Annotated in this window: 13 protein-coding genes; 9 read left to right on the top strand and 4 right to left on the bottom strand. The window is 69.7% G+C overall.

The genetic code is table 11. The features are described from left to right. Positions 1-35: 35 nt before the first annotated feature. Complete coding sequence (locus BCR15_RS07285; RefSeq protein ID WP_068751545.1) at positions 36-749, top strand: LytR/AlgR family response regulator transcription factor; 714 nt, start codon at positions 36-38, stop codon at positions 747-749. Next, the gene (locus BCR15_RS07280) at positions 746-2,047 is read left to right on the top strand and encodes an ATP-binding protein (protein WP_068751544.1); all 1,302 of its coding nucleotides are present in this window, start codon (positions 746-748) and stop codon (positions 2,045-2,047) included. The genes BCR15_RS07285 and BCR15_RS07280 overlap by 4 nt, the downstream gene beginning before the upstream one ends. Here the strand turns inward: BCR15_RS07280 and BCR15_RS07275 are convergent. The 3 genes from BCR15_RS07275 to BCR15_RS07265 are packed head-to-tail and all read right to left on the bottom strand — an operon-like array spanning position 2,040 to position 6,096. Beyond that, on the bottom strand, positions 2,040-3,044 hold the full coding sequence (locus tag BCR15_RS07275; protein WP_068751543.1) for a glycosyltransferase family 2 protein: 1,005 nt from the start codon (positions 3,042-3,044) through the stop codon (positions 2,040-2,042). The genes BCR15_RS07280 and BCR15_RS07275 overlap by 8 nt on opposite strands. 13 nt (positions 3,045-3,057) lie before the next feature. Continuing rightward, positions 3,058-3,681 (bottom strand): GtrA domain-containing protein, encoded by a 624-nt coding sequence (locus tag BCR15_RS07270; RefSeq protein WP_068751542.1) that lies wholly within the window; start codon positions 3,679-3,681, stop codon positions 3,058-3,060. Positions 3,682-3,702: 21 nt separating this feature from the next. After that, a complete protein-coding gene (locus tag BCR15_RS07265) occupies positions 3,703-6,096 on the bottom strand; it encodes a glycoside hydrolase family 3 C-terminal domain-containing protein (protein ID WP_078919762.1) in 2,394 nt (797 codons plus the stop codon). Positions 6,097-6,535: 439 nt separating this feature from the next. Here BCR15_RS07265 and BCR15_RS07260 point away from each other — a divergent pair, with 439 nt between their 5' ends. The 7 genes from BCR15_RS07260 to BCR15_RS07230 all read left to right on the top strand — a co-directional run bounded on the left by BCR15_RS07260 (position 6,536) and on the right by BCR15_RS07230 (position 13,372). Further along, positions 6,536-8,029 carry a methylmalonyl-CoA carboxytransferase subunit 5S gene (locus tag BCR15_RS07260; protein ID WP_068751540.1) on the top strand — a complete coding sequence of 498 codons (1,494 nt, stop codon included), beginning with the start codon at positions 6,536-6,538 and terminating at the stop codon, positions 8,027-8,029. A gap of 11 nt (positions 8,030-8,040) precedes the next feature. Beyond that, positions 8,041-9,597 (top strand): acyl-CoA carboxylase subunit beta, encoded by a 1,557-nt coding sequence (locus BCR15_RS07255; RefSeq protein WP_068751539.1) that lies wholly within the window; start codon positions 8,041-8,043, stop codon positions 9,595-9,597. After that, complete coding sequence (locus tag BCR15_RS07250; protein ID WP_078919761.1) at positions 9,594-9,869, top strand: hypothetical protein; 276 nt, start codon at positions 9,594-9,596, stop codon at positions 9,867-9,869. The genes BCR15_RS07255 and BCR15_RS07250 overlap by 4 nt, the downstream gene beginning before the upstream one ends. 16 nt (positions 9,870-9,885) lie before the next feature. After that, positions 9,886-10,245 (top strand): biotin/lipoyl-containing protein, encoded by a 360-nt coding sequence (locus BCR15_RS07245; protein ID WP_068751538.1) that lies wholly within the window; start codon positions 9,886-9,888, stop codon positions 10,243-10,245. A 336-nt stretch (positions 10,246-10,581) separates the two neighbouring features. Further along, entirely contained in the window at positions 10,582-11,379 is a 798-nt protein-coding gene (locus tag BCR15_RS07240; RefSeq protein ID WP_068751537.1) for an SGNH/GDSL hydrolase family protein, read from the top strand. Positions 11,380-11,452: 73 nt separating this feature from the next. Further along, complete coding sequence (locus tag BCR15_RS07235) at positions 11,453-12,616, top strand: iron-containing alcohol dehydrogenase (RefSeq protein WP_068751536.1); 1,164 nt, start codon at positions 11,453-11,455, stop codon at positions 12,614-12,616. 21 nt (positions 12,617-12,637) lie between these two features. Next, positions 12,638-13,372, top strand: coding sequence for an SDR family oxidoreductase (locus BCR15_RS07230; RefSeq protein ID WP_068751535.1), 735 nt, complete (start codon positions 12,638-12,640; stop codon positions 13,370-13,372). Here the strand turns inward: BCR15_RS07230 and BCR15_RS07225 are convergent. Beyond that, complete coding sequence (locus BCR15_RS07225) at positions 13,369-14,784, bottom strand: AI-2E family transporter (protein ID WP_068751534.1); 1,416 nt, start codon at positions 14,782-14,784, stop codon at positions 13,369-13,371. The genes BCR15_RS07230 and BCR15_RS07225 overlap by 4 nt on opposite strands. Positions 14,785-14,835 lie beyond the last annotated feature (51 nt).

Here is a 14,835-nt window from a genome sequence, read left to right as displayed (position 1 = left end):
CGATTGATACTCTGTGGGACCCGGAAGGAGCGTGCATGATCCGCATCGGAGTGGTCGACGACCAGCAGGAGAGCCGACACCTCCTGCAGTCGTACCTGGCTCGCTACGAGCACGAGCACGGCGTGCAGTTCGCCGTCGAGGAGTTCGCCGACGGATCGGAGCTGACGGCCGCCTACCGCCCGCGTTTCGACATCATCTTCCTCGACGTCCAGATGGACAACCTCGACGGCTTCGCGACGGCCCGGCTCATCCGGGAGGTCGACCCCGGGGTCATCCTCATCTTCGTCACCAACATGGCGCAGTTCGCGATCAAGGGCTACGAGGTCGACGCCCTGAGCTACCTGCTCAAGCCGGTGCCGTACTTCGCGTTCTCACAGGAGCTCAAGCGTTCTCTGGAGCGTCTGGACCGGGCCCGCGAGGACCACATCGTGCTCAGCGTCGGCGGCGAGGTGCTGCGCGTCAATCTCGCCGACGTCCTCTACATCGAGAGCATCAAGCACCGCCTCGTGTTCCACATGGCCGACGGCAAGCTGTCGATGATCGGCACACTCAAGGAGATGGCGGCCCAGCTCGAGTCACGCGGCTTCTACCGCTCCAACAGCTTCCTGCTGGTCAACCTGCGCCATGTGGAGGGCTTCAGCAACGGCGAGTCCCGCCTCACGGGGGGCATCTCCCTGCCCGTCAGCCGCGCCCGCAAGAAGCCCTTCCTCGAGGCGCTCACCGGCTACTTCGGCGGGAACCCCGCGTGACCGAGGTCCTGCCGAACATTCCCCGTGAGATCACCGGGTTGGCGGAGTGGCTCGCCTGCATGGTCTACATCCTCGTGCTGCCGAGGCGGTGGGGTGTGGTCGGCACGGCCGCCACGCTCGCCGTCGGTCTGGCTGCGCTGGTCGGCATCCAGCTGTTCGCCGGGACCCTGCCCCTGCACCTGTGGACCGTCGGAATGGCGTTGGCTGTCGCGGGCATGGTGGGGCTCATGGCGGCCGCCACCACCGTCGGTCTCCGCGACGTCGGCTACGTGGCCGCTCGAGCGTTCGTGCTGGCCGAGCTCGTCGCCTCGCTCGAGTGGCAGATCCACGCCTTCTACTTCCACCCCGAGCCGGGCGTGGAGGGTCTCATCCCGACCATCGTGTTGGTGGTGCTGTACGCCGCGGCGTTCGGGGCTGCCCACGTGCTGGAGCGCAGGCACTTCGACGGGACGGCGCCGGCCGTGGGGCCGCGCATGCTCAGCATCGCCGTCGCGATGGCGGTCACGACCTTCGCGCTCAGCAACCTCAGCTTCGTGACCCCCAACACGCCGTTCAGCGGCGAGATCTCGATCGAGGTGTTCTACATCCGCACCCTGGTCGACCTCGCCGGCTACATCGCCCTCTACGCCCAGCACGAGCAGCTGCGCAAGCAGCGGGCCGACCTCGAACTCGCGGCCATGGACGCCATCCTGCGCACGCAACACGACCAGTACCTGGCCGCCAAGCGCGACATCGAGCTCGTCAGCCGCGCCTCACACGACCTCAAGCACCACCTCGCGGTCATCCGGGTCGAACTCGACCCCGAGAAACGCGGGCGGCAGCTCGACGCGCTGGAGGAGTCGCTGGACCAGTTCGGCGCGGCGTTCGACACGGGCAACCCGGTGCTCGACACCGTGCTGACCTCCAAGGCCCGCTACTGCCGATCCCGGGGCATCAACTTCACGTGCGTGGCGGACGGCACAGCGCTGGGCTTCGTCGACGTCATGGACCTGGCCAGCATCCTCGGCAACGCGCTGGACAACGCCATCGAGTCCGTGCAGCGGCTCGAGGACCCCGAGCACCGGATCATCCGCGTCGCGGTGCACAACCAGGCCCGCTTCGTCGTGTGCAGGTTCGAGAACTACTTCGACGGCGAACTGCGCTACAAGGAGGGCGAACTGGCCACCCGCAAGGTGGGCGGCACTCACGGCCTCGGGCTCAAGAGCATCTGGCACGCGGCCGAGAAGTACGGCGGTCAGGCCACCGTCACCGCCCGCGACAACTGGTTCACGCTCACGGTTCTCCTGCCGCTCAGTTGAAGCCGACCACCCGCTGCGCGGCCAGGTAGGCCCAGACCGACACCCTGCGCCCGGTCCGCCCGGGCAGGTTGACCAGCGCGCCGATGCTGCTGCGACGCAGCCGACGATGGGCGGGTGCGTGCGCGGCCCGAAGGTCCCGCCAGAGGTCACGCTTCATGCGCAGATGCTCCGGCGCGCCGGCGCGGATCAGCATGATTGAGGAGACCCCGCACACGAGCCCGAGGTAGTGCACCAGGTAGCGGTGCAGGGCCTTCGGCGTCGACCCGGGCGAGGGGAGCGCCTCGATCATGAGCCGGTTGACCGTGAGCTGCTGATCGAGCCGGCGCAGCATGACGGACTCGTTGACCGACTGGTCCGAGCGGCCGATGTGGTAACGGTAGAGGTCGACGTCGAGGTAACGCATGCGCCGGACGTAGGGCAGCGGCACGAACGCGTAGAGGTTGTCGACGTAGAACGTGTGTTCGGGCAGCCGCATGCCGGAGTTGCGCAGCACGGCCGTGCGGTACGTGAGGGAGTGCATGAGCATGCCCTGGTCGGGCCGGAAGCGGCCCACCTCCTCCCAACCGAACTCGCGGTTCCGGGGGAGCGTCGAGCGGTACCGCATCGCGTGGCGCCGCTCTCGGCCCTCCTTCTCGTACACGAAGTTGCTCACGACGAGGTCGAGCCGGTCCTGGCCGCGCAGGACCCCGAGCAGGGCCGTGAGCGCGTCGCGGTCCAGCCAATCGTCGCTGTCGACGACCCGGAAGTAGCGGCCGGTCGCCGCGTCCAGGCCTGCGTTGACGGCCGAGCCGTGGCCCCCGTTGGGCTTGTCCACGACGCGCACCCGCCCGGCGTGGTCAGCCGCGTACCGATGCGCGATGGCGGACGTGTCGTCGGTGGAGCCGTCGTTGACGACGATGACCTCGAGGTCGTCGTCGAACGGCAGCATCGAATCCAGGCAGCGGTGCAGGTAGTCGCTCGAGTTGTAGCTCGGCACGACCACGGTCAACGTCGTCACGGTCCGGCTCCTCTCAGGCTGCGGGCTGCTCGGCGGGCTTCTCGTCGGCGACCGGCTCCTGCCGGAAGATCACCTTGAAGATGGGGTAGAACACCCAGAACGAGATGGCCGCGTTGATGATCATCGTGAGGATGTCCGCGGCGGTCTCGCCCGTCTGACCCCAGCCGAGGGTATCGATGAGGAAGGTGTAGATCGGCGCCTTGTAGAAGCCCTGGGCGGCGGCGGCCACCAGGGTGATGACGAGATAGGCGACGAGGTACCAGAACGCGGCGCGCCAGATGCTGCTGTTGGACTTGAACGTGATGGTGCGCTGCGCGAAGAAGTTGATCACCTGCGCGATGAGGATGGCCAGCTGCACGGCCAGGAAGTACGCGAGGCCGCCCCCGCCGTCGGGCAGGGCGCCCGCGGCGTAGTCGAACACGTAGTACTGCGAGCCGTCGACGTTGGAGCCGACGGGCCACACCTGGAAGTTGGTGTCGATGAGCGAGGTCCGGCCGAAGATGGCGCGGAACACGGGCATGACGACGATCTGCAGCACGGTCACGCCGTTGCTGAGGATGAAGAACATGAGGAACTTGGACAGCTCCGGGTGGCGCTCGCTGAAGCCACCCCACATCGTGCGGATCTTCGTGAACATGGTGGGTCTACTCCTTGGGGGTCAGCGGGCTTCGGTGAGCTGGCGGGTGAGGTCGCGGGCGGTGCGCCGGTTGCGGAAGAACCCCGCGATGACGGTGCGGAGGCCGCGGAGATGATGGCCGTTGGCGAGGTCGACGATGCCGTCGACCATCTCGTCGCTGACCATGCCCCCGGTCATCTTCCCGAGCGCCCGGAACGGCATGTTGTAGAGGAACTGGATGTTGAGGTCGGGCTCGCCCTTGGCCTCGCTGCGCCGCCGCAGCGTGATGAGGACCCAGTGCGCGAACCTGGCCAACGGGCTGCGGGCCCGGGAGAGGTCGCCGAGGGGATCGTTGCGGCGGAGGTCACCGGTGACGACGTCGCGCGGCACCGTGATGCCCAGCAGGTCGTTGAACTCGTCGTCGGTGAGGCCGCGGAGCATCGCTGTGCGCAGGGTGGCGGGCGACACCGACGGGGTGAGGGTCACGCCGGACACGTGCAGCTCGCCGCTCAGGCGCAGGTCGGTGGAGCTGGCGCCGATCAGGACGCGGCGGGGTCCCTCCTCGGTCATCCACGCGCCGGTGGTGGGGTCGAAGTGGCGCCACGTGTAGCGGTCGAAGGCGATGGTGACCCGCTGTGACTCGCCCGGGGCGAGGCTGATCTTGGCGAAGCCCTTGAGCTCCTTCTCGGGGCGCACCACGGCGCTGTCCGGCGTCGCGACGTACAGCTGGGCGACCTCGGCGCCCGGGACGCTCCCGGTGTTGGTGACGGTGAACTCGGCGCTGTCGTCGGTCAGGGCGAGGTCGGAGTAGCTGAAGGTCGTGTAGCTGAGGCCGTGGCCGAAGGGGTAGCGGACGGGGCGGCCCGCGGCCTCGGCGTGGCGGTAGCCCACGAAGAGCCCCTCGCGGTAGACGCTGGTACGCCCTTCGGCCGGGAAGCGCCCGAAGGTGGGCGTATCGGTCAGTGCCAGGGGGTAGGTCTCGGCCAGCTTGCCCGACGGCGTGGCGTCCCCGGTGAGCAGGCGCACCGCGGCCTCGGCGCCGGCCTGCCCCGACAGGTAGCCGTGCAGGACGGCGTGGGTCTGGTCCACCCAGCCCGTGTCGACGACCGATCCGGCGCTCAACACGACCACCACGTTCGGGTTGGCCGCGGCGACGGCGCGCAGCAGGGAGAGCTGCGCATCGGGCAGGTCGATGTGGCGCCGGTCGACGCCCTCAGACTCGCTGATCTCGTCGAGTCCGAGGTACAGCAGCGCCACATCGGCGTCCGCGGCGGCGGCGACGGCGTCGCGCTCCAGGTCGTGGTCGACGGGGGAGTGGCGCCGGTAACCCTGCGCGAACGCCGTCAGCTGCAGGCCGCTGCCCGCGAGGGCCTCCCGGGGGCTGGAGAGCCTGGTCGGGTTCACGGCCGAGGAACCGGCGCCCTGGTACCGGGGGGTGTCGGCCATGTCGCCGATGAGCGCGACGCGCGTGCCCGGAGCGAGGGGCAGGATGCCGTCCTCGTTGCGCAGCAGGACCATCGATTCCTCGGCGGCGCGGCGGGCGAGGTCGTGATGGGCGTCGCGGTCGATCTCGGGCCGCGGCGTGCGCCGCCCGTCGAGGGCGAGCCGCAGCACCTCGGCCGCCCGGGCCGTGAGGTCTGCCTCGTCCAGCCGGCCGTCGCGCACCGCCTCGACGAGCTGGCGCACCGAGTCGAGGCCCGGGGCCGGCATCTCGAGGTTGGCGCCGGCCGCGATCGCCGCGACGGGATCGTTGCTGCCGCCCCAGTCGCTGACGACGACGCCGTCGAAGCCCCATTCACCGCGCAGGATCTCGGTGAGGAGGTGGTGGTTCTCGTGGGCGTAGGTGCCGTTGACCCGGTTGTAGGAGCTCATGAGCGCCCGGGGCGCCGCCTCGCGCACGACGATCTCGAACGCCGTCAGGTAGAGCTCGCGCAGCGTCCGCTCGTCGACGACGGAGTCCGAGGACATCCGGCGCAGTTCCTGGCTGTTGGCGGCGTAGTGCTTCGGGGTCGCGGCGACGCCCTCGGCCTGGATGCCGCGCACGTAGGCGGCGGCGAGCTTGCCGCTCAGGTAGGGGTCCTCGGAGAAGTACTCGAAGTTGCGGCCACCGAGCGGGCTGCGCTTGAGGTTGAGGCCGGGGCCGAGCAGGACGTCGACGTCGAGCGCGCGGGCCTCCCGACCGAGGGCGTGACCGACGGCGTCGGCCAGTTCCACGTCCCAGCTGCACGCGACCGTCGCGGAGGTGGGGAAGCACGTCGCGGGCTCCGAGGCGTTCAGGCCGAGGTGGTCGCCGGATCCCACCTGCTTGCGGACGCCGTGCGGGCCGTCGGCCATGAAGAAGGAGGGGACGCCGTGGCGGGGCAGGTCGCGCGACTCCCACACGTTCTTGCCGCTCAGCAGGGCGGCCTTCTCCAGCGTCGTCAGCGTCTCAATCATGGGCATCTCCGGTGATGGGCGTCCCGGCGCCGAAACGGCCCGGGAGGGGGATACCGCACAGTCGACCATGGCGATCGGAGAGCCCTTTGGTTGCGCTGCACAACCGGCACGATCCCGGGCACGATCTGTCGCAGCGGTCGCTGGAGCGCAGTGGCGTCCCCTCGGCCGGTGGCACCTGGGCGCCTGCCTCCGGCGCGTTCGCCTGCCCTGGAGCGCAGGCGACGCGACGGGAGGCAGGCGCGTCGCGACGGAGAGCAGGCGACTCGACGGGAGGCAGGCGACGGTGCCGACGGCAGGCGCCGAGAAAGTGTGCAGGCCCAGGGGCGCGAGGCGGGTGAAACGCGTCGCAGCAAGGGGAGACATGGTACCCGAGGTTGGTCGGACCGATTATCTCGGGGGTGCCGTCTCGGACGGCCCTGCCCCATGGTTGTATTGCTCCATGACTGCGCGAAAGATCGGCGTAACGGAGCTTGTTCTCCGGGACGCGCATCAGAGTTTGCTGGCTACCCGCATGGCCATGGAGGACATGGTCGCTGCGTGTGAGGACATCGACCAGGCCGGGTACTGGTCCGTCGAGTGCTGGGGCGGTGCGACGTTCGACTCGTGCATCCGCTTCCTCAACGAGGACCCCTGGAAGCGGCTGCGGACCTTCCGCGAGCTCATGCCCAACTCCCGGCTGCAGATGCTGCTGCGCGGGCAGAACCTGCTGGGCTACCGCCACTACGAGGACATGGTCGTCGAGAAGTTCGTGGAGAAGTCCGCCGAGAACGGCATGGACGTGTTCCGTGTCTTCGATGCCCTCAACGACCCCCGCAACATGGCCCACGCGATGGCCGCCGTCAAGAAGGTCGGCAAGCACGCGCAGGGCACCATCTGCTACACCATCTCCCCGGTCCACACCGTCGAGGGCTACATCAAGCTCGCCGGTCAGCTCATCGACATGGGCGCCGAGTCCATCGCGCTGAAGGACATGGCCGCCCTGCTCCAGCCGCAGCCCGCGTACGACATCGTCCGCGGCATCAAGGAGACCTACGGCGACATCCAGATCAACGTGCACTGCCACTCGACGACCGGCGTCACGCTCGTCTCGCTGATGAAGGCGATCGAGGCCGGCGCCGACGTCGTCGACGCGGCGATCTCGTCGATGTCGCTGGGCCCGGGCCACAACCCCACCGAGTCGCTCGTCGCGATGCTCGAGGGCACGGAGTACACCACGGACCTCGACATGGACCGGCTGATCAAGATCCGCGACCACTTCGCCACCGTGCGGCCGAAGTACAAGGAGTTCGAGTCCGCCACCCTGGTCGACACCGACATCTTCTCCTCGCAGATCCCGGGCGGCATGCTGTCGAACATGGAGTCGCAGCTGCGCGCCCAGGGCGCGGGCGACCGCATCCGCGAGGTCATGGAGGAGGTGCCGCGGGTCAAGGCCGACGCCGGCCACCCGCCGCTGGTCACCCCGTCGTCGCAGATCGTCGGCACCCAGGCCGTCTTCAACGTGCTCATGGGCCGCTACAAGGTCATGACCGGCGAGTTCGCCGACCTCATGCTCGGCTACTACGGCGAGTGCCTCGGAGAGCGTAACCCCGAGGTCGTCGAGCTGGCGCAGAAGCAGGCGAAGAAGGACATCATCACGGCCCGCCCGGCTGACTACCTCAAGCCCGAATGGGACGAGCTCGTCAAGCAGGCCTCGGCACTCGAGGGCTTCGACGGCTCCGAGGAGGACGTGCTGACCAACGCCATGTTCCCGGGTGTGGCGCCCGCATTCTTCAAGACCCGCGACGAGGGCCCCAAGTCCGTCGCCAAGACGCCGAAGCAGATGGAGTCCGAGAAGCAGGCCTCCGGTGCGAAGCAGCAGGGCATCGCGGGTCCCATCAAGTACAAGGTGACGCTCGCCGGCCGCGAGCACCACGTCGCCGTCGAGCCAGTCTGAGGAGCCAGCTGATGCCCAAGGAACACACCATGGCCGAGCGCCTCGAGCAGCTCGCCGAGAAGCGCGCCCACGTCCACGCCGGTGGCGGCGAGGACAAGCTGCAGAAGCACCGCGACAAGGGGAAGCTGACGGCGCGGGAGCGGATCTCCGCCCTCGTCGACCAGGGCTCCTTCCAGGAGACTGGCGCCTTCCGTCGTAACCGCACCACCACCTTCGGGATGGACAAGGCTGACATGCCCGCCGACGGCGTGGTCACCGGCTCCGGCTACGTGCTGGGCCGTCCGGTCCACCTCGCGAGCCAGGACTTCACCGTCATGGGCGGCTCCGCGGGTGAGGCGCACTCCATCAAGGTCACCGAGACCCTGAAGGCGTCGCTGACGACCGGCACCCCGTTCGTCTTCATCAACGATTCGGGCGGCGCCCGCGTCCAGGAGGGCATCGACTCCCTCTCGGGCTACGGCAAGGTCTTCTACGCCAACGTGCTGCTGTCGGGCGCGGTGCCGCAGATCTCGATCATCTCCGGCCCCTGCGCGGGTGGCGCGGCGTACTCCCCGGCGCTGACGGACTTCATCATCCAGACCCGCAAGGCCCACATGTTCATCACGGGCCCCGGCGTCATCAAGCAGGTGACCGGTGAGGATGTCTCGCAGGACGAGCTGGGCGGCGCTGACGCGCACATGGCCCGCTCCGGCGTCGTGCACTTCGTGGCCGACGACGACGAGCAGGCGATCCTCATCGCCAAGAAGCTGTTGAGCTTCCTGCCGCAGAACAACACGGAGGACGCCCCGATCGTCGATCCCGACGACGTGGTGGAGCCCAACTCGAAGCTGCGCGAGATCCTGCCGGCCGACGGCCGCAAGGGCTACGACGTCCGCGACGTCATCCTGGAGATCGTCGACCACGCCGACTTCCTCGAGGTGCAGGCCGGCTGGGCGAAGAACATCGTCATCGGCTTCGGGCGCATCGTGGGCCGCACGATCGGCATCATCGCGAACCAGCCGAGCGTCATGTCGGGCGTGCTCGACATCGACTCGTCGGACAAGGCATCGAAGTTCGTCCGGTTCTGCAACGCCTTCAACATTCCGGTGGTCAACCTCGTCGACGTCCCCGGCTTCCTGCCCGGCGTCGCCCAGGAGCACAACGGCATCATCCGCCACGGCGCCAAGATGCTGTACGCCTACTCCGCGGCGACCGTCCCGAAGATCACCGTGGTGATGCGCAAGGCCTACGGCGGCGCCTACCTGGCGATGTGCTCGAAGGACCTGGGTGCTGACAAGGTGTTCGCGTGGCCGACGGCGGAGATCGCGGTCATGGGCGCGGAGGGTGCGGCCAACGTCGTGTTCCGTCGCGAGATCGAGTCCGCGGAGGACAAGAACGCGCGCCGCGCCGAGCTGGTGGAGGAGTACCGGGAGACGTTCTCGACGCCGTACATGGCCGCGAGCCGTGGCCTGGTCGACGACATCATCGACCCGGCCGACACCCGCCGCGAGATCGCCATGGCGCTCGAGCTGCTCATCGGCAAGCGCGAGATCCGTCCCGCCAAGAAGCACGGCCTCGGCCCGGCGTGATCGGCACCACGATGGAAGACACCACGCTGCAGGAACTGCGCGACGCCGTCGCTGCGCTCACGGAACAGGTCGCGGTCCTCGAGGCCCGGGTGGCCTCGCTGGAGGACTGCCGGGCGATCCCGGAGGCCGATCTCGTGGCCATCGGTGCCGCGGTGGCGGCGTACTTCGGCCACAAGGCCAAGGTGCGCGCCATCCGCTACGGGTCGCAGACCCGGTGGGCCGCCGCTTCGCGTGCCCGCGTCCACGACCGGTCCGTCCCCCACGTCCGCTGAGTACAGGAGAACTGATATGAAACTCAAGGTCACCGTCAACGAGACCGAGTACGAGATCGACGTCGAGGTCGAGGAGGAGGAGCGCCAGGGTCTGGGGCCGGTGGTCATCGGCGTCAACGCCGGAGCGAACCCGATCCCGACGAAGGCGTCCGTCTCCGCCGTCAGCTCGAACGCCGTCGTCGCTCCGCTGGCCGGATCCGTCGCGCGGATCCTGGTCAAGGAGGGCGACGAGATCGAGGCCGGGCAGGTGCTGCTGATCCTCGAGGCCATGAAGATGGAGACCGAGATCACCGCGCCCGCGGCGGGCACGGTCTCGGCCATCCTCGTCGCCCCTGGCGACGCGGTCCAGGGTGGCCAGGCGCTCATCGAGCTCTGACCACCGCAGTCACTCATCCGACGAGCCCCGGGGTGCAGCCGCACTCCGGGGCTCGTCCGCGTCCCCCCGCCCCCGCCCCCGCGATCTCACACCGCCCCCACCCAGCACGACACGCCGTCGAACTAGCACCTCGACGCCGCTGGCGCGGCCGAGGTGTGAGTGGGCCTGTCATTCGTGCTGGATTCGCGACGGCGCCGGCCGACGTCGGCGTACAGTTCAGAGCACGGAGACGCAGCGTGGGGCCGCTGTGGGGCGACACATCGACGGTGCCAGCCCGGCGACGTCCACCGGTGCGGCCCATCCGCGCCACGGTTCGTCGCTAGAAAGGCACGACAGATGCAACACAGACTCCTCACCAAGGGCGTGGCCCTCGCGGCCGGTCTCCTCCTCGCCGCGGCCGCCATCACCCCCGCCGCCGCCGGACCCCTGAGCCCTAACCGCGACCGCTACGCGGCTCTCGGGGACTCGTACGCCGCCGGTGTCGGCGTCTCCTCCTCCGAGGCATACCCCGCACTTCTGGCGGGCAAGGTCAACAAGGTCACCACCGTGGCTGAGAGTGGGGCGACCACCGTCCAAGTGCTCGCCGAGCAGGTACCCATGGTTCCCTCAACCGCACAACAGATCACGTTGACCGTTGGGGGCAACGACGTCGGCTTCATCGCCGTCGCCCAGGCGTGCGCCTCCGATCCGGCGGCCTGCGAGGGAGCGATCGCTGCGGCTGCCTCTGGGCTCCCGGCCATGGGTCAGAGCCTCGCAACGCTCATCGGAGCACTGAAGATCAAGGCCCCCCAGGCCACGATCTACGTGACCGGCTACCCACACGTCTTCCAGCCGATGAGCCTGCCTGGCGACATGTACTCCTGCCCCGCACTCCAGATGCCGGGCATGCCCGAAATCGATCCGGCCGATCTCGCCGCCGCTGACATAGCAGTGACCGGTCTCAACTCCGTGATCCACGGCGCGGCGATGGCGACCGGAGCCGTCTACGTCGACGTCGACATGCCCGCAGGCATCTGCACCGCACCCGACATGTACATCGCCGCCACGTGGGACGGCGGGGTCCCCCTGCATCCCACCGCAGCCGGCCAGGTCGTCTACGCGGCCGCGATCGAGGCCGCCGGCTTCGACGACTGACTGACACCCAAAGCGATCGGCCCTTCGTACGCTCCCGCCTACGGTGGGTCGATCGCTTTGGCAAGCTGGACCCATGACCGAGTTCACCTTCGCCACCGCCACGTCGATCCGGTTCGGGGTGGGGGTGGCGGCCGAGCTGCCCCACCACTCCCGACGGTTGGGGGAGCGCCCGTTCCTCGTCACGGGTCGCAACACGCACCGGCACGCGGAGGTGCTCCGCGACGTCTCGGAGGTCGGTTCCTTCGCACTCATAGGTGAGCCCAGCTTCGACGACGCCCGCACCGCCGTCGCGGCGGCGCGGAAGGCCGGGGCGGACCACATCATCGGCATCGGGGGCGGCGCGGTCCTGGACCTCGCGAAGGCGGTGGCGGCGCTCGCCGCCGGCGACACCGACCCGATGGACCACGCCGAGGTGATCGGCGCCGGCCACCCACTGCCGCGCGCCTCCCTGCCGTTCATCGCGCTGCCCACCACGTCGGGCACGGGGTCGGAGGTCACCGCCAATGCGGTCCTCACCAGCCACGAGCACAAGGTGAAGGTGTCGCTGCGCGGGCCGTCGATGCTCGCGACCGTCGCGCTCGTCGACCCCGCCCTCACCGTCTCGTGCCCCCGCCTCGTCACGGCGCAGTCGGGCATGGACGCCCTCACCCAGTGCCTCGAACCGCTGACGTCGCGGATGGCGAACCCGCTGGTCGACGCCCTCGCGACGTCTGGCCTCCGCGCCGCCGCGAGGGGCCTCGCGCGGGCCGTCGACGAGGGGGAGGACCTCGAGGCCCGCACGGACATGGCCTACTGCTCGCTCATGGGCGGGTTGTCGCTGGCCAACGCCAAGCTCGGCGCGGTCCACGGCCTGGCGGGCGTGCTGGGCGGGACGATCGGCGCTCCGCACGGCGCGATCTGCGCAGCCCTCCTGCAGCCCGTGACGTCGGCGAACCTGCGGGCGATGGCGGAGCGCGAGCCGGACAATCCCGGCGTCGCGAAGTACGCCGTGGCGGCCGAGACGCTCACCGGCGAGCCCCTGTCGGACCGGTCACCCGAAGGGATCCGGCGTGCCCTCGACGTGTGGATCGGCGCCCTCGCCGACGCCCTGCGCCTGCCTGGGCTGGCGGAGCTGGGCCTCTCTCCGGCCGATCACGGCGCGGTCGTTGACGCCGCGATGAAGGCCAGCTCGATGAAGGGCAACCCGATCGTCCTCACCGCCGACGAGTTGCGGGGAGTCCTCCGCGACGCCTCGTGACGGCCCCCTAGAGTGGCTGTCATGACGACAGCAGTGGTGACCGGCGCGAGCTCCGGGATCGGCGCGGCGACGGCCAGGCTCCTCGCCGCCCAGGGGTATCGCGTGATCTGCGCGGCGCGGCGCGCCGACCGCATCAGGGCGTTGGCCGAGGAGATCGACGGCGTAGCGATCGAGTGCGACATCACCAGCGACGACGACGTGGCCGGCCTCGCCGACGCCGTCGGAGGCTCGCTGGACGTCCTCGTCAACAACGCGGGCGGCGCCCTCGGTCTCGAACCCGTCGCGGAGGCGGACCTCGATGCGTGGTCGACGATGGTGCAGACGAACCTGCTCGGCACGACGCGGGTCACCAAGGCGCTGCTCCCCGCCCTGGTCGGGGCGCGGGGTGTCATCGTGTTCGTGACGTCGACGGCAGCCGACTCCGGCTACGAGGGCGGAGCCGGATACTGCGCCGCAAAGGCGGGGGAGCGGGCCGTCGTCGAGTCGCTGAGGCTGGAGCTCTACGACCAGCCCGTGAGGATCACCGAGATCTGCCCGGGGATGGTGCGCACCGACGAGTTCGCCCTCACCCGCTTCGAAGGCGACGAGGAGAAGGCCGCCGCGGTCTACCGCGGGGTGCCCGACCCGCTGACCGCCGAGGACGTCGCGGACGCGATCGTGTGGATGGCGACGCGCCCGGCGCACGTGAACATCGACCGCCTCACCATCCGCCCGCGCGCGCAGGCCGCCCAACACAAGGTGTATCGCGAGAGCTAGGGCCGACGGCGCCGCATCCGGTCCAGCCATGACGGCGCGGCGCCCTCAGGGAGCTGCCCCTCGGCCTTGAGGACGGCGTCCTCCGCCGCACGCTCGGCGCTGTGCCGGCTGCCGCGGAGCCGGACCAGCGCCCGGAAGAACTGGGCCGCCTTCTCGGACTCGCTCGCGACGACCCGGCCGTCGGCGGTGGCCCACTCGATCTCGTCCGCGGACCGCTCCCCGGTACGCAGGTCGATGAGGTCGCCCAGGTAACGGAAGACCACCGCCAGCGCGGCGGCCACGGGGACCGCGAGGAACGCGCCGATGATCCCGAACCACACACCACCGAGGAGTACCGAGAGCAGGACGACGACGGGGTGCAGCTTCATCACCCTGGATTGCAGCATCGGCTGGAGAACGTTGCCCTCCAGCTGCTGCACCAGGATGATGAGGCCCAGCACGAGCAGGGCGGTGGTGAACCCGTTGGAGACCATCGCGACCAGGACCGCGATGGTACCGGCGGTCACGGCGCCGACCATGGGGATGAAGCCCGCCATGAAGGTGATGATGGCTAGGGGGAACGCCAGCGGAACCCCCAGCAGCACCAGGCCGAAGCCGATGAAGACGGCGTCGACGAAGCTGACGATCGCCTGCGTGCGGATGTAGCCGGAGACGGTGGCCCACAGCCGGGTCAGCAGCTCGGTGGCGTGGAAGCCGGCCCGGCGGCCGACCACGCGTCGGGTCCAGGGCAGGAAGCCGGCCCCGTCCTTGAGGAAGAAGAACGACAGGACGAGCATGAGCAGCAGGGTCAACACGACGTTGCCGACGCTGCCGCCGAAGCTGAGGGCCTGCGAGAGGATGTCGCCGCTGCGCGACTGCAGGTAGTCGAGCCCCTGGGTGATCCATTCGTCGAGCTGCTCGTCGCGGAGGTTCAGCGGCGGCCCGGCGGCCCACTCCTGGAGGCGGCGCACGCCCTGCACTGTCTGCGAGGACAGCGTCGGCCACTGGGAGGCGACGCTGGGCGCGATGATCGCGATGAGGCCGGCCAGGATGCTGACACCGCCCAGGAGCGCCAGCGCGGCTCCGAGCGCGTAGGGAAGGCCGGCCCGTTTCATGGCGGCGGTCGCCGGCCACAGGACGGAGGTCAGCAGCAGGGCGAGGACGACGGGGAGGATGCCGTCCCAGAACTTCGTGAAGGTCCAGCCGAGCGCGGCCAGCGCCAGCGCGATGAGGATGAACCGACCGGCCCACATCGCGAGCCAGCGCCCACCGGCACCGATGACATCGGCCCGGTCGACCGGCTCCGCGGGATCCGGGGCAGGCAGGCCGACCAGCGGCGACGGCGGGTCGGGCTCAGCCGCAGGGCGCACGGTGTCGTTGCCGGGGCCGACGGCGTCGGCGTCTGGGGTCCCTGTGGGATCGTCCTGGGGCACGCGGTCCTCCTCCGCTCCGGCGGCAGCCCGTGCGGGTGCCGTCCTAGCGTT

Source organism: Tessaracoccus lapidicaptus (genome assembly GCF_001693815.1).
Lineage (GTDB): Bacteria > Actinomycetota > Actinomycetes > Propionibacteriales > Propionibacteriaceae > Arachnia > Arachnia lapidicapta.
Note: the sequence above shows the minus strand (reverse complement) of the source record. Positions and strands in the feature narration are given on the sequence as shown.